Below are 17,816 nucleotides of genomic sequence, written 5' to 3'. Positions count from 1 at the left end.
TATCAGTACGGGATCTCACCGTCGAGTTTGGCGAATTCGCGCAACTTCGGAACGTCACAGATGGTGATGTTTCTGTAGCTGCGTTGCACCAGTCCCTGTGCTGTCAGGACGGCCAGGCTCTTTTCGGCCGTGGGCAGGGCGAGGCCGGCCAGTGACGCCAGTTCCTTCTGGGTCAGCGTGACGCCGAGGACGCACCGCTTGCCGTCACCGTCCGACGCGGGCCGCGCGTACGCCTGGCCCAACTCGGCCAGTACGCGGGCGAATCGGGTGGGCGCGTCGTACGCCCTGTAGTCGATCCGCCGGCGGTTGGCCCAGCGCAGCCGGGCGCACAGCATCCGCAGGATGGCCCTCATCGCCTCCGGATGTCGGGTCAGAAAGCTTTCGAGCGCCTGCAACTGAATGATCCGCGCGGTCACTTCGCCGCACGCCACCACCGTGCCGGACCGCGGCAGCTCCTCGAAGGCCGCCATCTCGCCCACGAGATCACCCGCTATACGGACGGCGAGAAGGACGTCGTCCCCGCTCTCGGAGCTGGCGGTCACCTTGACCACACCACTGGTGATCAGCAATACGTGACGGCTCGAGTCGCCTTGTTGCAGAAGTGACTGATGAGGCGAGTAATTCTTCTCGATTCCCTGCTGGAGAAACTCGTCCCGAGTCTCCCACCGCAGCCTGCTGAGAAAAGTGGACGGCGGCCACTCGTAGTTCACCCCGCACCCCCGAAGGTCACACTCCGCGGCGAAACACGCCCTCAAGTGACCCCGACCATGCTGCCGTCGCGCACCTCGCAGGCAAGGCGTCCGACGACAACATGGCCTGTTGTCGCGCACAACAGCTCAAATTGATCGAACACGCGGCAGGCGAGGGCGTCTCAGGGGGCCGCGGCCTCCGGTTCGTCAGCGGCCGACGGGTGAACGTATCTGCTCTCGTTGAACGGCGTGAACCAGGAGCCGAAGGTCATCGGCGCGACGCCCAGAACCGCGCCCGCCGCATCCGTCACGCCCACCGCGGCCTCGTCGGCCGTTTCGGCTCCGTGCATCGAGCCGTCGTAGAGCCATTCGTGGTCCCGGTCGTCGTAGACGTGGTCGGCGAAGGCGTCGAGGGCGGCCGACACGTCGTCGTCGAGGAGTTCGTACAGCTCCAGGGTCGTGGTGGTCTGGCTCAGGAGGAATCTCAGGGCGAGTTCCTCGGCCACGCAGCTGAGGCGCTGGAAGCTTCCGTCGGTGAAGCGGGTGGTCAGGGCGATCGTGGTCACCAGGAAGCGGCGGGCGAAGCGGGCGTCGTAGCGCAGGGCGTAGCGGTCGGGGAGGCGCTCCAGATGCCAGAGGGGGCCGTCGCACTCCGCGACGGTGGAGTCCTCCTGGGTCAGAACCTGCATGTCCTCGAAGAGTTCGTCCACCAGGATGTCGGTCGCGTAGACGAGGGCGCCTGCGGCGAGTCTGGCGCTCTCCAACGGGACGGCGTTTCCCGTGACTTCGGCGTCATCGGCGTCATCGGCGGATTCGGTGGTTCCGGTGATGCCGGTAACACCGGCGGAGTCGGCGGCTCCGGCGGCTCCGGCGTCGGACGCGCCGAACGTCGTCGGCGGGAAGGAGCGGAGTTCGTTCGCCAACTCCAGCAGCCGGTTTCGTACGGCCGTGGTCTTCGCCTCGGCGTCGCCGTGTTCTTCGGCGCCCTGCGTCGTCCGGCTCTCGGTGTGCCGGGCCTTGCGGGCGGCCGGGTCGTCGGGCGGGGCGCCGGGGCCTTCGGCCGCGTCGAGGCTCTTCCTGGCCAGGTCCTGGTGCAGCTCAACCTCGCACCGCTCGATCGTCCAGTCGGCCAGCAGCTCGGAGCGCTCCAGCAGTTCGTCCACGAGCACCTGGACCGAGTCCTCGGCGAACTCCAGCGTCGGGGCGTCCACGATGACCTTCAGATGGGCGCCGCCGGGGTGGACGGCCACGATGGCGTCGAGGAGATCGACCTCCACGCCGTCGGGTCCTTCGACGGCCCTGACGGAGTCGAATCCGTCCTCGATGAGCGCCAGGGCGCCGGCGCGCTGCAGCGGGTCCATCTCCGGAGTGCCCTCCGGGATGCAGCTGTCCACGGTCACTACGTACGTCACGGGTCCGAGCCTGACAGGAAACACCCGGTCAGCGCGAGGGAATGCGCCGGGGGATGTACGTGGGGATCGGCATTCCGCGGAAGTCTGCGGGCGCGGAGACAGCCCGCCGCCGTCCTCTTTCCCCCGGGCCCCCGTCTCCGCCCCCGCCCCCGCCCCGCCCCCGCGGTCAGCGGGAGAAGCGGCTCATCGCGCGGCGTTGGGTGCTCATGCCGCGCAGCAGCGGCTTGTCCGGGCGGTGGGACGTTTCGGCGCGGGGGGCGCCCTCGTCCTTCGCCGCACTCTTCCGCCGGGTCGAGGGCTCCGCAGTCGGCGTGCCCGAGCTGCTGCCCACGAAGACCGTGGCCGGGTGGCCGTTCACGAGGATGTCGTGGGTCGTGTCGATGGTGAAACCCGCACCCTCCAGGCTCTGCCGGAAGTCGGCGGCGCCCCGGCGGGCGCACATCAGCACGAAGCGGCCGGTCGTCGGGCGGAGGACGCGCGCAAAGGATTCCGAAACGGATTGCGTGAATTCCGGATAAGGCATGGGGAGTTCCTCATACTCTCCCCAGGGCGGGTCGGTGACGATGACGTCCACCGATCCGTCCGGAATGGAGGTCAGCGTCAGAGCATCCTCAGAAAGGAGACGAACTCGCTTGTCCCTGATCAGCTCGTCGGGGAATTCCCTACGATGGGAGGCGAGGTCGAGGTCGGAGTAGACGATGTCCCGCGCCGGCATCTCCGCTCGGGAGAGGGCGAATGATCCGCTCCCGCCGAAGGGGTCGAGGAAAACGTCTTGGTCGCCTGGCCGCGAGGCCAGCACCAGCATCGACGACAATTCGTGAGAGACCGCGCCCCGCGCCTTCTTCGGGCGCTTCCGCTTGGGCAGCCGCGCGCAGAACATCAGGTCGCGCAGGTCCAGGCGCCCGATGAGCCAGAACTCCTGACACGAACCGCGGGGCTCCACCCGACCGCCGGTGTTCGCCGACACCGCCCGCTCGAACCCGGTCTTCACGCCCGGCGCGAGGGAGGCGAGCTCACCGTCGACATGAGCCATGATGCGGAATCCGGAGACACGGCCCCGCAGCGCGGAGAAGTCCCCTTTGTCCAACCTCTGGGCCAGCTGCAGTGCGCTCTGGTTGACATCCTTCCTCGGGATGTCCGCGAGGACCACGAAAGCGTTCTTCGCGAAGGGGAGGAGGGAGACCCGTTCGGCGCTCGACGTCGAGTCGAACAGCATGGCGCTGTCGTCCTGATAGCGCACGCTGAAATTCTCGACAAAATTCGAGACGGCATCGACGACAAGTTTGCCGGTGCCGGCGGGGTACTGAATGAAATAGCGCACTCCCCGAGGGTACCCCGACCGGGACCGGCCCTGAGGAACACCCGGGTCTCCCTCTCCGCCCCCGCTTCCCTCGCCCCTTCGCCTCCCCCTCAGCGGCGCACGACGTACGGAGCCGCCACCAAGAGGTCCACCTCCTCGCACTCCTGCATGAGGGCGAGGGCCTGCTCGGCGTGCAGCACCATCGGTTCGCCCCGGGTGTTCAGCGAGGTGTTGATCAGGGCGGGAGGCGCCTCGGCCCGCTCCGCGTAGTCGGTCAGCAACTGGCCGAAGGCGGTTTCCTCCGGTACGAGCTGCGCCCGCGTCGTCCCGTCTACGTGCACACCAGCCGGAGCCAGCCGCTGTCCCTCCTCGCTCACCGGGTGGGCGCACAGCATGTACTCGCTCAGCCCGTCGAGCGGCGGGGTGAGGCCGAGCGCGGTGAAGCCGTCGGCGGTCAGGGAGAGCGCCGCAGGCCGCCAGGGGGCGCGGCCCTTGATCCGGTTGATCCGGTCGACGGCCTCGCGCCGGCGCGGGTCCGCCAGCAGGCTGCGGGCTCCGAGCGCCCGCGGCCCGAACTCGGCCGGCCCGTCGAACCAGGCGACCACGCCACCGCCGGCCAGCACCTCCGCGGCCTCGGCGCGGGCCTTCTCCGGCTCCACCTGTTCCGCCGCGCCGCCCACCGACGCGAACGCCTCGGCCGAGGCCTGGCCGGGGGCCGGTCCCAGCATGATGGGCAGGGCTGCCCCGGACCACGGCGCGACCGGCTCGCCGAGCGTCGCCGCGGCCAGCATCGCCGCGCCCACCGCGGTACCCCCGTCGTGCGGGGCGACGGTCGCGGACACCCCCCGGTACCAGCCGCTCTCGGCGATACGGCGGTTCATGTGGGCGTTCAGCGTCACCCCGCCCGACAGCAGCAGCTGGTCGGAGCCCGAGAGCCGGTGCAGCCGGTCGGCCAGGGCCAGCCCGAGCTCCTCCAGCGTCAGCTGAACGTCGGCGGCGAAGGCCGCGTAGTCGAAGACGTTGCCGGAGCGCCCGGAGTACGGGAAGACCCGCTCCTCGAACATGCGCAGCCAGACGGCCGCGATCTCGTCGCCGTCCTCGGAGCGCAACCGGTCGGCCATGCCGGTGCCGGGCTCGAACCCGAACGCTCCGTCGGCCGGGTCGAACGTCATCAGCCGGCGCCCGCTGGGCCTGGCGTAGGAGGCCAGTCCCATGAGCTTGCCGGCGGCGTTCCAGCCCATGGCCGAGTAGTAGGCCGCGGCCTCGTAGAGGATGCCGAGCGAGTGCTTCGCGGGATGCCGCTCCAGCAGGCGGAATTCGCCGTCGCGGACGTGGTACATGGACGTCGAGCAATTGCCTCCGGACCCGTCCAGGACCAGCACGTCGGCCTCGTGGTGCGGATTCATCCAGTACGTCTGCGCGGCATGGCAGAGATGGTGGTCGAAATACATCACCTCCCGGCTGCGCAGCTGACCGGCGAGGCGCGGAAGCAACGCCTCGGTGTGGTCCGCGGTGACGGCCACGTCGCCGGGAAGCGGCGACCCGAGGCGTCGTACGTCCTCCTCCGGCGGTGCGCCCCAGGCGTAGCCGACGGCGTCCACGTCCGCCGCGCTCAGTCCGTGCGCGGTCAGCAGGGCGAGCGCCGCATCCTCGGCGGCCTCGGCCGTGGAATACCGGCGGCGACTGATGCGCTCCTGTTCCAGCGCCCCCACCACCACGCCGTCCACGACCAGACAGGCGGTGGCGTCGTGCGCCCAGCCCCGGCCCGCCCAGCCGATGAGTCCCAGCACGATCACAGGTGTTCCTCCTTCTTGCCGACGCCCACGCCGACGCCGTCGCTGTCGGTGTCGGTGTCGGTGTCGCTGTCGGCGTCGGTGGAGAGCGCGCCGCGAACCGCCGAGGCCGCGACCGCGCAGAGGATCTCGCGGGTCCGCTCCGGGCTGAGCGTGTCGTCCGTGGCGACGAACAGTGCGGCCGCCCGTACGTCCCGGGCCGTGGCCACCGCGAACAGGGTGGCGGCCTCCATCTCCGTGGCCAGGACGCGGGACGCGCGCAGTCCGGCCCAGCGCTCGCGCCACTGTCCGGCGAGCGGGAAGCCGTCCGGCTTCTCCGCGTAGTAGGCGTCCTTGCAGTGCGTGGGACCCACGAAGGGAGCGTGTCCGTCCTCGACCGCCGCGTCCACGATCGCCCGGAGCAGGAAGAAGTCCGGAACGGCGGGATACTCCGGCGGCAGATACTGGTGGCTGGTCCCTTCGTCGCGGACGCAGCCGGTGGAGATCACGACGTGCCCCGCGTTGATGTGCCGCTGGATGGAGCCGCAGGTACCCACCCGCACGAACCGTGTGACGCCGAGCTGAGCCAGCTCCTCGACGGCGATGGCGGTGCTCGGTCCGCCGATGCCGGTGGAGCAGACGAGCAGCGGCTGTCCCTCGACCTCGGTCTCGGCGAGGACGTAGCCGCGCTGCGACCACTGCCGTACGACCTTGCCCAGGTGGTCGGCGAGCAGCGGGACCCGGTCGGGGTCGCCGGTGAGGATCGCCGTGGTGGCGGTGGAGTCGATGTCTCCAAGATGGTGCAGTCTCATCGGGTGCTCCGTAAGTTGTCAGGCGGCCCGGGGAGAGGCGTAGGGCGCGACCATCGCGACGGCGGCGTCCTCCAGGGCGCTCCAGGGATAGGCGGCCGCGTTCGCCAGTCCCGCGGCCCGTACCTCGGCCTGCGCCGCCGGGTCGCCGAGCAACGCCGCCAGCGACTCGCCGATCGTCCGGGGGGACACGTAGTGCAGGCGCTGACCGATCCGGCCGATGCCCACGTCGGACGCCGGCAGCAGCACTCCGCCCCGGCCGACCGCGTCGCTCATCACGGCCTCGTCGTCGGTGTGCAGCAGCGGCACTCCGCACGCCTGGCCCTCGATGATCACCTGCTCCACGTCACCGCTGTGCGCGACGTTCATCAGCACGTCGCAGACGTTGATGCGGTCGACGTACGAGAAGTCCTCCGGCAGGTGCGCGAGGCCCGTGACAGGGCCGGGCCCGATGCGGGGGACGCTGTGCGCCGTCGGCACGCCGCGGTGCTCCTCGAACTCCTCTGCCGCGGGGAACAGCACCCGGTCGGCCAGCCCGTAGCGGGCGGCCAGGTCCCGTAGGTCCCAGTAGCCGCGTGACCTGCAGTGCAGGTACAGCCGCAGGTCGAGGTCTGGGCGCAGTTCGGCGGCCACGGCGAAGCCGGCCACCGCGCGGGCGACCTGCTTGCGTTCGGTGTTGGTGGCGAAGACGCCCACCACCAGGGAGTCGCCGAGTCCCGCGCGGGCGCGCAGCGCCGGGCGGTCGGCGGCCGGCCGGAACTCCTCGGGGGCCACGCCGGGGGGCGCGTACCCGGCGACCTTGACGCCTTCGCTCTCCAGATAGGCCGCGCCCGTGCGCGAGGTGGCCCACACCGCGCTGCAGGAGCGCTGCGCGTCCAGGTGAGCACGGCTCACCGGCAGGCCGTCGAAGCACACGTAACTGACCGTCGGGCCGCGCCAGCCGGCCCGCTCACACACCTCGACGCACTCCAGCGCGTTGTAGGCGTCCATGTTGAGCAGCAGGACTTCGGGACGGGTCGAGGCGAAGAACTCGGCGAGGGTGTCGGTCCAGTGCCCGCCCTGTTCGGCGGGCCAGACCGTGTAGGGCAGGCCGGTTCCGATGTCGGCGCGGCGCGCCTTGACGCCGTAGCAGGCCACGTCGTGGCCGGCCCGGACCAGCGCGTCCGCCATGCGCCTGGTGGTGCGGGCGAAGCCGCTGGTGAGGGTCGGAGAGTCGGCGAATATCGCTACGGTCACGCGGTCACCACCGGGGCAGGGCGTCGAGCCCGTGCTTGGTCAGTAGGTACTGTTCGTTCTTCGCGGCTCCGGCGTCCTTCTGCCGGGCGTGGTCGATGCCTCGGCCGCGGTCGTTGACCGGTGTGTGGTTCTGGTGGAAGACGCCGACTGCGGGGTCGTAGACCAGGCGGGCGCCGGCCTGCGCGGCCCGGCAGGCGAACTCGACCTCGTGAAAGCCCCAGCCCGTCATCCGGGAGTCGAAGGGCCGGTCGTGCTCGTCCGTGCTGAGCAGGGACACGAGTTCCCGGGAGTAGCTGAGGCTGGCGCCCCAGAACGCCGTCCACAGGTCGGTCTCCCGGGCCTGCCCGTCCGCCGCGGCCAGGTGGGCGCGGCGGCACGTCTCCAGGTCCCAGGTGGGTTCGTCGCCCTCGAACTTCGACCCGGTCACCAGGGCGAGGCCGGCCTCGCCGTGCCAGGCCGCGTGCCGTTGCAGGAAGTCCGGGCGCAGCCGTACGTCGTCCACCTGGACGAAGACGTCGGTCTCCGGGTGGGAGGCTGCGATGCACTCGTTCCACCGCTGGGCACTGAGGTAGTCGGCCTCATGGACCCGGCGCAGCACGTCGATCCGGTACGGCAGTTTCCGCGCGGCCTCCTCGAGGGCGTCGGCGGTCCCGTCGGAGCCCCCGTCGTCGAGGACGGTGAAGTGCAGCCGGGCGGCAGGCCAGTCCTGGGCGGCGAGGTCGTCGGCCAGGGCGAGGATCTTGTCGCGCTGGTTGTAGGTCATCGTGAAGACGGTGACGAGGGGGTGGTCGGTCATGGGCGCGGTTCACTTCCTTGAAGTACCGGGTCGTACAGGGCGCGGACGAAGCGACGGGCCTCGTGCTCGCCGTCCCGCCGCACCGGGTGGACGAAGGGCACGTCGCCGCGTCGGCGAGCCCGGGCCACGGAGGAGGCGGCGTGATAGGGGCGGTAGCGGTTGCACGCGGTCATGTGGGCCGGATAGTCGGCGGCGCGCAGGTCCAGCACGTCGGCCAGGGTGGGCAGCAGCACTTCCTGGAGGGTGAAGGACCTGCCAGGTTCCTGGTTGCGTTCGACGAAGGCGCGCAGCCGGGGGTACCAGGGAGCGGCGAGCAGCGTCTGGACGTAGCGGCGGCTGAAGACCTGCCCGGGGCTGAAGGCCTCGTTGGTGTGGTCGATGCCGAGGATGTCGAACAGTTCCGGCAGTTCCGGGCGCAGGCTGCGGTAGGGCCGCCAACGGGAGGTCTTCGGGGTCTTGCGGGCGAACCGCGGTGCCATGTAGTCGAGTTCGGCCATGGCGGTGGCGAGGAATTCCTCGAAGCCCGCGTTGACGAAGGCCATGTCGGACTCGACGTTGACCACGTGGTCGTAGTCGCGGTCGGCGGCCCACTCCAACATGTCGAAGAAGTACGGGGTGACCTTCGCATACGTCAGGGGGCGACTGCACTCCAGGCGGGGCACCCCGGTCGTCGGGGGCGCGGCGGGCCGGTCCGCCGGGGAGGAGTCGTACCAGTGCAGGTCCGCGCCCGGGCAGAAGCGTCGGATGCCGCGTACCAGGTCGTCGAAGTAGTCGTCCGGAGCGTGGTCGAGGACCACGAAGCACAGTCGGGCGGCCATGTCAGTTCGCCCTCTCGGCCACGAGCCGGGCGGCCGTCACCAGTTCGGCGAGCCCGCTGTCCAGCGTGTGCACCGTGGTGAAGCCCCGGCTGCGGATCTTCTCGTAGGACACCTCGTAGTCGCGCTGGTCGGCGTCGGTGGCGAACTCCTCGAACCGCAGGTCGAAGGGGACCATCGACCGTATGCGCTGGGCGAGTTCGGCCTTGGTGCAGTTCATGCTCTCGTTGCCGACGTTGTACACGTCGTCCGCGAGCGTGTCCCACGACTGCAGGGCGAACAGCACCGAGCGCGCCATGTCCTGGACATGGACGAAGGTGCGGCTGAAGCCGCCTTCGTAGACCGTGATGGCCCCGTCGTGGACGGCCTGGCGCACGAAGTCGTTGGGCAGGAGGTCGAAGCGCATCCGCGGGCTCGGCCCGAACGCCGTCGCGTAGCGGTAGACGACGCAGTTCCCCGCCTCCAGCACCAGCTGCTCGGCCTCCAGTTTGGTGGTCCCGTACAGCGTCAACGGCTCGCTGGGCGTCGACTCCGTGCAGATTCCGGTGGGGACGGCGCCGTAGACGCTGCCGGTCGAGGCGAACACCAGGCGCTGGTCCGGGCGGCGCAGGCCGAGCAGCAGCTTCGTGCCGTTGACGTTGGTGTTCAGCGCCCGCTCCGGCTCGTTCCGGCAGGCCGGATAACCGACGACGGCGGCCAGGTGCACGATGGCGTCGACGCCCCTGAGCGCGGCCGAGAGGGTCTCCGCGTCGCACACGTCCCCACGGACGAACTCGAAGTTGCGTCGGGACGCGCAGGGCAGCAGCCCTTGGCCGCCGGCGTACAGCTGGTCCAGTACCCGGACCTGGTGTCCGGCGTCCAACAGGACCGGCACCAGCGCCGACCCGACATAGCCGGCGCCCCCCGTGACAAGTATGTGCATGGATCCTTCTTCGTCCGGCTGTCAGTCTCTGGTGACCGGGGGGCGTTCCTGGGAACGCCCCCCGGGGCGGGCTTCGGGGTGCTCCAGCAGCACGGTCCGCATCAACTCGCCGTTCTGCAGCGGGTATTCGAGAACCACGTCGAGGTGAAGACCGAACGGCTCGAGCTCCAGGTAGAAGCCGTTTCCGAAAAGGTCGCGCGGCGTGTACTTGCCGGTGGGCTTGTCGAGGTTGCGGCGCTCCTGCGCGGGGAGGTCGGGCTGCCCGTCGGTGATCAGGACGTAGCGGTACCGGCGGAGCTTGGGCAGTACGGCCTGGACGTGCTCGAACGACATCAGGTAGAGGGCCATGGAGATCAGACACAGGTCGCCGGGCGGCAGTTCGTCCTCGACCATGTCCCGCACCAGGAACTCACGGCGTTCGCCGCCGTAATGGCGCCGGTTGTGCTCGATGAGCCGGTCGTAGATGTCCACGCCGACGTAGTGCGTGTCCCCGAGGTCCGTCTCCGCGGCCACCTTGTGGTCCCCACAGGCCAGGTCGACCACCCGGCGGATCTCCGGCCTCTCGCGGATGAAGGAGGCGACGTACTGCCGGTAGGGGTATGTCGACGCGGTCGGGGAGTCCGAGTAGTACTTCTCGCCTTCCGGGGAGCGCCCCCACTGGTTGTTCTCGTAGACCCAGCCGTACAGCTGTTCCCTGGACGCCCGATCCTGGCCGGGCGGGGGCGGAAGGGGTGTGACGCCGTCAACCACGGAGCACCTCGCTCAGGGCGTCGGCCACGTGCGCGGCGTCGCTCAGCGGCATGTCGGGATAGACGGGAGGACAGATGTGGGCCGGGCACATACGGTCGGCTCCGGGGAACGGGCCGGTCGCGTAGGACCGGAACGCCTCCTGGAGGTGGCAGGGGACGTCGTAGACGTAGCCGCCCAGGGCGATGCCGTAGCGGTCGCGCAGTATCTTCTGCACGTCCCTCGGGCGGTGGCGCTCCAACTCGACGATGTACTTGTACCGGTTGTGCACGGCCTCGGTCGGCGGGGTGAGCAGGCGGATGCCCTCCACCTCGGCCAGTCGCTCGTCGTAGAGCGCGGCGACCGCGTTGCGGCCCCTGACCATCTCGTCCAGGCGACGCAGCTGGGTACGGCTGACGATGGCCTGCATCTCGGTGAGGCGCCAGTTGTAGCCCGTCGTGGACATGGTCCCGTCCGGATTCTTGGCGTGGTCGCGCAGCAGCCGCGCACGGTCACGGATCCGCTCGTCGTCGGTGACGAGCAGTCCGCCCTCACCGCTGGTCATCACCTTGGTACTGAACAGGGAGAAGGCCGCCGCCACGCCGAACGACCCGGCGTGCCGTCCCTGGAGCGAGGCGCCGGCAGCGTGTGCCGCGTCCTCGACCAGGGGGATGCCGCGCTCCTCGCAGAGCCGGGCCAGCTCGAGGGTGTGCGGTGAGATCAGGCCGCCGATGTGCACGGTGACGACCGCGCGGACGCGTGGTCCGAGCTTGGCTGCCACGTCCGCCACGCTCACCGACATGTCGTCGCCCGTGTCGGCGAACACCGGGACGGCACCGGCCCGCAGCACCGACACCACGGTGGCGCCGAAGGTGTTGGTGGGTACGACGACCTCGCCGCCGGCCACGTCGAGCGAACGGAGCGCGATCTCCAGGGCTGCGGTGCCGCTGGCGACGGAGACCGCGTGGCGGACGCCGGTGTAGCGGACGAACTCCTCCTCCAGGGCCTCTCCGTGGGCGCCCATGGTCAGGTGCCGACCCTCGCGGAAGAGCCGACCGACCTCGTCCGTGATGAAGGCGACGTCGGACTCGGTGAAGCTGTAGCTGAAGGATGGGATGCGGATGTCTGGCACAGCGAGCAGGTCCTCCGAAAGCCTTGTGGAACGGGAAGCCGACGACGGGGCGAGGGGGTGGATCACCGGATGTCGATCACTGGATGTCGAGCATCGCCCCGACGGTGGGGTTGACCTGCTCCTGGAGTGAGAGGTAGCGGTAGAACACGTCCTCCTCGATGCCCCACTCCTTCAGACGCAGGGGCGAGAACTGGGTGTCGTACCGGTAGTCCCCGGACAGGTCGTACGCCCAGATGGCGACGGGCACGAACTCCGGTTGAAGCTTGGCGATGTACTCGCGCGTCGCCTCGTAGTCGGCGAGTTCGGTGACGCCTCCGATGAGGAGGTAGGTGACGACCTTGATCCCGCGGTCCTTCAGGAGAGCGACCGCGCGCTCGATCTTCTCCAGGTCGGTGCGCTTGTTGAAGGACTTCAGCAGGTCCCGGGTGATGCCCTCCACGCCGATCTTCACGCGCTCCACGCCGAGTTCGGCGAGCAGGTCGACGATCTCCGGAGTGATCAGGTCGACCCGGGTGTCGATCGTGAACGACTTGCGCACCCCCGCCTCACGCAGCTTCTGCGCGAGCGCGGTCAGCCGTTTACGCGGGGCGTAGGTGAACGTCAGGTCGGTGAGATAGACGTTCTCCTCGGGCCGCTGCGCGATGTCGGCGACGGCGACGTCCAGATCCACGAAGCGGACCCGTTCGTCGAGTTCGCTGTAGAGCTGCTGGACCAGGCAGAAGGAGCAGGGGAACCGGCAGCCGAACGAGGTCATCACGAAATCGGTCTGCTGGTCGGCCGGGTAGAGCCGGCTGAGGTTCGGCAAGGTGTCCAGCGGGACGGGCCTGGGGGCCACATAGCCCCGGCGCCGCTCCCGCAGGATGTCGACGATCTGCTCGGAGGGTTCACCGCCGAGCACGCAGTCGAAGTCGTTCTCGAAGCGTGCCCGGTCGAGGGTGAAGAAGTGTCCGACACCGACGGTGTACACGCCCAGCTGACGGAACAGCTCGGCGTAGTGCGCCGCGATGAAGGGGTTGCCCCAGTCCTTGGTCGCGATCAGCGGCTCGCCGCCCAGGATGACCACGGCCTTGGGCGAGAACGACATGACGATCTCGGCGACCTCGCCGTACAGACTGCCCTTGCCGTCCACCGCGTCCACGAACGGCTGGTAGTTCTGGAACATCCACTTCATGCTCCAAAAACGCCTGCCCGGCGTGTGGTCGGCGTTGTAGACGACGTGCGAGATCCCGGCCTTCTCCAGATACGCCGAGAGGTACGTCAGCGACGGGGCCGCCCTGTTGTTGTGGCTTCCGCAGAACCGGTAGTAAGGGGGTGCGAGGAGGACGACGTCGACCTCGTTCATGGCAGTCTCCCTTCGCCCTTTGGGTCCATGCACTACCGGCTGCGCTTCTGCTCGATCCGCAGCCACTCCGTCATCTCGGCGATGCCGTCGCGCGGCGCCCGGCGGGGCCGCCACCCGAGCTGCTCACGAGCCTTGGCGATGTCGCTGATGTAGACGTGCTGGTCGCCGGTGCGCCACGGCTCGTACGTCACCGGCGGCTCGCCCGCGGCGAGTTCGGCCAGGAGGGCGCCGAACTCGGCCCAGATGGACAGCGAGTAGTCGACTCCGCCGCCGATGTTGAACACCTCGCCCGCGCCGCGCCCGTCCTCCAGCACGCTGAGCACCGCGGCGATCAGGTCGTCCACGTGGAGCAGATCGCGGACCTGGAGCCCGTCGCCGTAGATCGTGATCGGGTTGCCCAGCAAGGCCGACTTCACCAGCCAGCTGACCCAGCCCTGGTCCACGGTGCCGTTCTGCCACTTGCCGTAGATGCAGGACATGCGGAAGACGGTGGTGGCCATCGAGTAGGTGGCCGCGTAGTCCTGCACATACAGGTCGGCGGTGAGCTTGGAGCAGCCGTAGGGCGTCGCGGCGAGGGTCGGGAAGCTCTCGGAGACGCCGTCGGGGTGATCGGGCAGGACGTAGCGGGTCGGGGTGCGCTCCGTGCGGTGCTGCTTCAGGCCGCCGTACACCTTGTTGGTGGAGGTGAACAGGACGCGGGCCTCGGGCGCGTGCCGGCGCACCGCCTCCAGGACGTGGAGGGTGCCGCGGGCGTTGATGTCGAAGTCGACCAGCGGGTGCGTGACCGAGTCGGTGACCGCCACCTGGCCGGCCAGATGGGCGACCGCGTCGGGGCGGTGATCGGCCACCACCGCCGCCAGCCCGTCCGCGTCCCGTACGTCCACGGGATGGAAGCTGACCTTCTGCGCCGCGACCGGATCCTCCAGCAGCACCTGGAGGTTGCGCAGACTCCCAGGCCGGGAGAGGTTGTCGACCACGGTCACCTCGTGGCCGCCGCGCACCAGCGCAGCCGTGAGGTTGCAGCCGATGAAACCGGCCCCGCCGGTCACCAGTGCTCGCATGAGCGCTACTCCTTCGTTGGGAGGTCTCGTCAGTTCTGGGCGGTCGCGAGGATCAACTCGCGTTCGAAGAGCACACCGAAGTCGTCGACGTCCGTGCTGTGGGCGACCGCTTCCATGGCCGCTGAGGGATTTCCGGACTCCGCGATCAGCCGCAGGCTCTGAATGGCCGCGTAACGCACCCGCCCGCAACCGTCGTTGCGCAGGGAGCGCGCCACCTCGGCAAGCGTCGGGCCGCCGTGTGCCGCCCGGGCGAGCCTGCCCAGCGCGGCGACCGCCTCGGCCCTGACCACGTCCTGTGGGTGCTGACGGGCCGCCAGAACGACTGCGTCGGCGGAGGCGACGAGGTCGTCGCGGTCGGCGCTGTCCCCCTCGTTCTCCGCGCGTTCCGCGAGCATGCCCCAGCACCACAGCGCGGCGCGCGCCGTCTCGTAGTCCTCGTGCCCCAGCCGCCCGACGACGGCCTTCAGCAGGGCGGTGCGGCCCTGCGCGCTGCCCAGCTCGCCGAGGAAGTAGACGGCGTCGCGCTCCACCTGCGGGTCGCCGTCGGACAGACAGCGCTCCAACAGGTCGAGCCCTGCCGTCCGCCCCTCCTGCGTGCCGGACATACCGAGGGCCAGGGACGCGAACGGCAGCGACCCGTGGGCCATCCGGCCCGGCTGCTGCACGGCCTTGAGGACTTCGGGCACGGCCGTCGCGCCGAGCCGGGCCAGCGACCAGGCGCACTCGTCGCGGGCGTAGAAGGACGGGTCGGCGAGTCCGCGCACCAGGTAGGGGACCGATTCCGGGTAGTCGAGTCGCCCGAGGGCGCCGGCCATGCGCCAGCGCACGTCGAAGTCCCAGTACTCGAGCAGGTAGCGGCCCAGCAGCGGCACCGCGGCCCGCGTCGCCGGTTCACGCCACAGGCTGCCCAGGGTCATGCCCGCGGACATGGCGGCGGGCCAGGACACGGAGTCGCCTTCCAGGACGCGGACCGCCTCGCGGATGCGGGTCTGCGCGGGCGGGCCGTCGGGCGTCAGGAACTGGCGGTCGTTGCGGGTCTCGTGGCCGTAGTGGTAGACGCGCGCCTCCGGCTCGAAGCGGATCCAGCGGTTTCCCTCCGGCAGGATCTGCTTGGTCCAGTGGTGGTCCTCCAGCTCGATCACCGTCTCGTCGAACGGCTGCTTCTCCCAGGAGCTCACGCCGAACGCGGAGTTGGCGTTCCAGAAGTCGGAGTCCCGCGTCTCGCTGCGCGGCCGGATGTCGGAGAAGATGTCCAGGTCGCGCTTGTCCAGGAACTTCGCGCTGATCGGATAGATCTGCCCGCCGTACACACCGAGCACGTCCGGGTTGCGCAGCGGACGGATCAGGTTCTCGAGCCAGCGCTCGTCGGACGGAATGGCGTGGGCGCTCACCACGACCACGTGGTCGCCGGAGCAGCGCTCGATGGAGCGGTTGAGGGCGGCGCCCGGCCGGTAGTCGGTGATCTGTACGAGCTTGTCGGCGAACTGCGCTGCGATGTCACGCGATCCGTCGGTCGAGGCGTTGTCGACCGCGACGATCTCCACCGGCACGGAACAGCGCTGTGCACGGATCGCCCGCAGCACGGCGCCCAGGTGCACTGCCTCGTTACGGAATCGGACGATGACACTCAGCTTCCGCATGGTCGTGCTCACTTCCTGACCGGCGCTTCAGCGAGAGCGGCAGCCACAAGATCGATGTCGGTGTCGGACATTCCGGCGTAGCTCGGCAGCCAGAAGGCGCGGCGAGCGACGTCCTCCGCGACCGGGCAGTCCACGCCGGGACGGGCGAGCACCGGCTGCTCGTGCAACGGCGGCCACACCGCGCGGGCGTCGATGCCCCGCGAGCGCAGATGCGCCAGGACTGCGCCACGGCGGTCCGCGGGCACGGTGACGGTGTGCAGCCAGCAGGAGTACCCGGCCCACGGGGCGACGGGACGAGGCACGTACGCCTCGGGGTCCAGCCGCTCGGTGTACCGGTGCGCCACACTGTTGCGCGCTCCGGTCAGCTCGTCCCAGCGGTCGAGCTGTCCCAGGCCCAGTGCGGCCGTGAGGTTGGTCATCCGAAAGTTGCGGCCCACCACTTCGTGGACGTACGGGCGTTGCGGTGTCATGCCGTGGTTGGTGAGCAGCGTCATGCGTGCGGCCAGCTCCGCGGAGTCGGTGCTGACGCTTCCGCCCTCCCCCGTGGTGATCGCCTTGTTGGCGTGGAAGCTGAACACCGACAGATCGCCCTGCCCGCCGACGGGCCGACCGCGGTACGCGGCGCCGTGCGCCTCGGCGGCGTCCTGGATGACCGGCGCCCCCAGGTCGCGCAGGGCGTCGTAGTCCGCCGGGTGGCCGAGCACGTCCACGGCGATGACCGCCCTGGTCCGCGCGGTGCGCGCGGCCCGGGCGGCGTGGGCGTCGATGGTCCAGGTCTCGGGGTCGACGTCCACCAGCACGGGGACGGCTCCCACGGCCAGGACGGTGGTGGCGGGAGCCGCGAAGGTGAACGCGGGCACGATCACCTCGTCGCCCGGTCCGATGCCCAGAGCGCGCAGGGCCAGCTCCAGGGCGAGGGTTCCGTTGGCGACGGCGGTCGTGTACGTCCGTCCCACCCGCTTCGATATGCCTTCCTCGAAACGGGTCACGAACCGGCCCGTGCCGGAGATCCAGCCGTCGTCCAGCGCGCTGTCCACATAGGAGCGCTCCAGAGCCGTCAGGTTCGGCCGGGAGAGCGGGATGCGGATCACGGTGTCGGTCGGGGTGTCGGACACGGGCAGCGCGGAAGAGGGGTCTTCAACACCATTCGCCATGGTCACGACGTCTTCGCACCGCCGTCGGTCTGCCGTTGCTCACCGAACCAGGAGAGGGTCTGCTTCAGGCCGTCGGCCACGGACACCTCGGGCGACCAGTCCAACAGGCGGGCGGCCAGGGAGATGTCGGGTCTGCGTCGCTCGGGGTCGTCCTCGGGACGCGAGACGAAGGTGATCGGCGTCTGCGATCCGGCGATCTGGCGTACCAGTTCCGCTATTTCCAGGACCGTCATCTCCCCTGGATTCCCGATGTTGACCGGGCCGGCGACGTCCGAGGCGAGCAGTCGGCTGATGCCTTCCACCAAGTCGGACACATAGCAGAGAGAACGGGTCTGCGTTCCGGTGCCGGACACCGTGATGGGCTCGCCGTCCAGCGTCTGGCGAATGAACGTCGGTATGGCGCGTCCGTCATGGGTGCGCATCCGCGGGCCATAGGTGTTGAAGATCCGCACAATGGCGGTGGAAAGCCCGAAGCTACGGCGATATGCCATGACGGCCGCTTCAGAGAATCGTTTTGCCTCGTCATAAACCGAGCGCGGTCCGACGGGATTGACGTTTCCCCAGTAGCCCTCGTGCTGTGGATGAACCGCGGGATCGCCGTACACCTCGCTCGTGGAGGCGAGGAGGTAGCGGGCGCCCTTCTCCCGCGCCAGGTCCAGCGTGTTGAAGGTCCCGAGCGAGCCGGAGCGGAGGGTGTTCAGCGGGAGCCTCAGGTAGTCCACCGGGCTGGCCGGGGACGCGAAGTGCAGGACCGCGTCGACCGCGCCGGGGATCTCGAACGGCTCACTGACGTCGGCCTCCAGCAGCGTGAAGCGGCTGCCCCCGAGGAGGTGACCGATGTTCTGCGGCCTCCCCGTGGAGAAGTCGTCGAGACACAGAACCTCGTATCCGTCCGCCAACAGCCGCTCACAGATGTGAGAGCCGAGAAAGCCTGCGCCTCCGGCGACCACTGCCCGCCGCCCCATGCAACCCCCTAGTTCGCCCCGCCCGAGACCGTCGATCACCTTGGA

At 69.7% G+C, this 17,816-nt stretch carries 16 protein-coding genes; all 16 read right to left on the bottom strand.

Features of this window, described 5'->3' with window-relative positions; genetic code table 11:
• Positions 1-2: 2 nt before the first annotated feature.
• Positions 3-710 (bottom strand): Crp/Fnr family transcriptional regulator, encoded by a 708-nt coding sequence (locus OG562_RS23275; RefSeq protein WP_266400837.1) that lies wholly within the window; start codon positions 708-710, stop codon positions 3-5.
• A 161-nt stretch (positions 711-871) separates the two neighbouring features.
• Positions 872-2,101 (bottom strand): hypothetical protein, encoded by a 1,230-nt coding sequence (locus OG562_RS23270; protein ID WP_266400835.1) that lies wholly within the window; start codon positions 2,099-2,101, stop codon positions 872-874.
• Positions 2,102-2,267: 166 nt separating this feature from the next.
• Positions 2,268-3,422, bottom strand: a complete 1,155-nt coding sequence (locus tag OG562_RS23265) for a TRM11 family methyltransferase (RefSeq protein WP_266400834.1) — start codon at positions 3,420-3,422, stop codon at positions 2,268-2,270.
• An 89-nt stretch (positions 3,423-3,511) separates the two neighbouring features.
• The gene (locus OG562_RS23260) at positions 3,512-5,197 is read right to left on the bottom strand and encodes a carbamoyltransferase C-terminal domain-containing protein (protein WP_266400831.1); all 1,686 of its coding nucleotides are present in this window, start codon (positions 5,195-5,197) and stop codon (positions 3,512-3,514) included.
• Positions 5,194-5,985 carry a nucleoside phosphorylase gene (locus OG562_RS23255; protein WP_266400828.1) on the bottom strand — a complete coding sequence of 264 codons (792 nt, stop codon included), beginning with the start codon at positions 5,983-5,985 and terminating at the stop codon, positions 5,194-5,196. Before OG562_RS23255 ends, OG562_RS23260 begins: the two co-directional genes overlap by 4 nt.
• Before the next feature lie 18 nt (positions 5,986-6,003).
• Entirely contained in the window at positions 6,004-7,218 is a 1,215-nt protein-coding gene (locus OG562_RS23250; protein WP_266400826.1) for a hypothetical protein, read from the bottom strand.
• Between the two features lie 4 nt (positions 7,219-7,222).
• Positions 7,223-8,014: a glycosyltransferase family 2 protein gene (locus OG562_RS23245; RefSeq protein ID WP_266400824.1), complete on the bottom strand. Its 792-nt coding sequence runs from the start codon at positions 8,012-8,014 to the stop codon at positions 7,223-7,225.
• Positions 8,011-8,832 carry a hypothetical protein gene (locus OG562_RS23240; protein ID WP_266400822.1) on the bottom strand — a complete coding sequence of 274 codons (822 nt, stop codon included), beginning with the start codon at positions 8,830-8,832 and terminating at the stop codon, positions 8,011-8,013. Before OG562_RS23240 ends, OG562_RS23245 begins: the two co-directional genes overlap by 4 nt.
• Position 8,833: 1 nt before the next feature.
• Entirely contained in the window at positions 8,834-9,751 is a 918-nt protein-coding gene (locus OG562_RS23235) for an NAD(P)-dependent oxidoreductase (protein WP_266400821.1), read from the bottom strand.
• 21 nt (positions 9,752-9,772) lie between these two features.
• Positions 9,773-10,501 carry a class I SAM-dependent methyltransferase gene (locus OG562_RS23230; protein WP_266400819.1) on the bottom strand — a complete coding sequence of 243 codons (729 nt, stop codon included), beginning with the start codon at positions 10,499-10,501 and terminating at the stop codon, positions 9,773-9,775.
• Positions 10,494-11,609, bottom strand: coding sequence for a DegT/DnrJ/EryC1/StrS aminotransferase family protein (locus tag OG562_RS23225; RefSeq protein WP_266400816.1), 1,116 nt, complete (start codon positions 11,607-11,609; stop codon positions 10,494-10,496). Before OG562_RS23225 ends, OG562_RS23230 begins: the two co-directional genes overlap by 8 nt.
• Positions 11,610-11,685: 76 nt before the next feature.
• On the bottom strand, positions 11,686-12,951 hold the full coding sequence (locus OG562_RS23220) for a radical SAM protein (RefSeq protein WP_266400814.1): 1,266 nt from the start codon (positions 12,949-12,951) through the stop codon (positions 11,686-11,688).
• Between the two features lie 32 nt (positions 12,952-12,983).
• The gene (locus OG562_RS23215; protein ID WP_266400813.1) at positions 12,984-14,012 is read right to left on the bottom strand and encodes a GDP-mannose 4,6-dehydratase; all 1,029 of its coding nucleotides are present in this window, start codon (positions 14,010-14,012) and stop codon (positions 12,984-12,986) included.
• Positions 14,013-14,041: 29 nt separating this feature from the next.
• Positions 14,042-15,652, bottom strand: coding sequence for a HEAT repeat domain-containing protein (locus tag OG562_RS23210; protein WP_266400812.1), 1,611 nt, complete (start codon positions 15,650-15,652; stop codon positions 14,042-14,044).
• 8 nt (positions 15,653-15,660) lie between these two features.
• Entirely contained in the window at positions 15,661-16,806 is a 1,146-nt protein-coding gene (locus tag OG562_RS23205; protein WP_266400810.1) for a DegT/DnrJ/EryC1/StrS aminotransferase family protein, read from the bottom strand.
• A gap of 2 nt (positions 16,807-16,808) precedes the next feature.
• The gene (locus OG562_RS23200; protein WP_266400809.1) at positions 16,809-17,771 is read right to left on the bottom strand and encodes a UDP-glucuronic acid decarboxylase family protein; all 963 of its coding nucleotides are present in this window, start codon (positions 17,769-17,771) and stop codon (positions 16,809-16,811) included.
• Positions 17,772-17,816: the final 45 nt, after the last annotated feature.

This window comes from Streptomyces sp. NBC_01275, from assembly GCF_026340655.1.
GTDB lineage: Bacteria > Actinomycetota > Actinomycetes > Streptomycetales > Streptomycetaceae > Streptomyces.
This window is presented reverse-complemented; position numbering and strand designations above follow the sequence as displayed.

Bases quoted from the DNA above. Each gene is read 5' to 3' on its own strand.
- OG562_RS23200 (WP_266400809.1), bottom strand. From the start codon at position 17,771: ATGGGGCGGCGGGCAGTGGTCGCCGGAGGCGCAGGCTTTCTCGGCTCT.
- OG562_RS23210 (WP_266400812.1), bottom strand. From the start codon at position 15,652: ATGCGGAAGCTGAGTGTCATCGTCCGATTCCGTAACGAGGCAGTGCAC.
- OG562_RS23255 (WP_266400828.1), bottom strand. From the start codon at position 5,985: ATGAGACTGCACCATCTTGGAGACATCGACTCCACCGCCACCACGGCG.
- OG562_RS23205 (WP_266400810.1), bottom strand. From the start codon at position 16,806: ATGGCGAATGGTGTTGAAGACCCCTCTTCCGCGCTGCCCGTGTCCGAC.
- OG562_RS23220 (WP_266400814.1), bottom strand. From the start codon at position 12,951: ATGAACGAGGTCGACGTCGTCCTCCTCGCACCCCCTTACTACCGGTTC.
- OG562_RS23235 (WP_266400821.1), bottom strand. From the start codon at position 9,751: ATGCACATACTTGTCACGGGGGGCGCCGGCTATGTCGGGTCGGCGCTG.
- OG562_RS23240 (WP_266400822.1), bottom strand. From the start codon at position 8,832: ATGGCCGCCCGACTGTGCTTCGTGGTCCTCGACCACGCTCCGGACGAC.
- OG562_RS23215 (WP_266400813.1), bottom strand. From the start codon at position 14,012: ATGCGAGCACTGGTGACCGGCGGGGCCGGTTTCATCGGCTGCAACCTC.
- OG562_RS23245 (WP_266400824.1), bottom strand. From the start codon at position 8,014: ATGACCGACCACCCCCTCGTCACCGTCTTCACGATGACCTACAACCAG.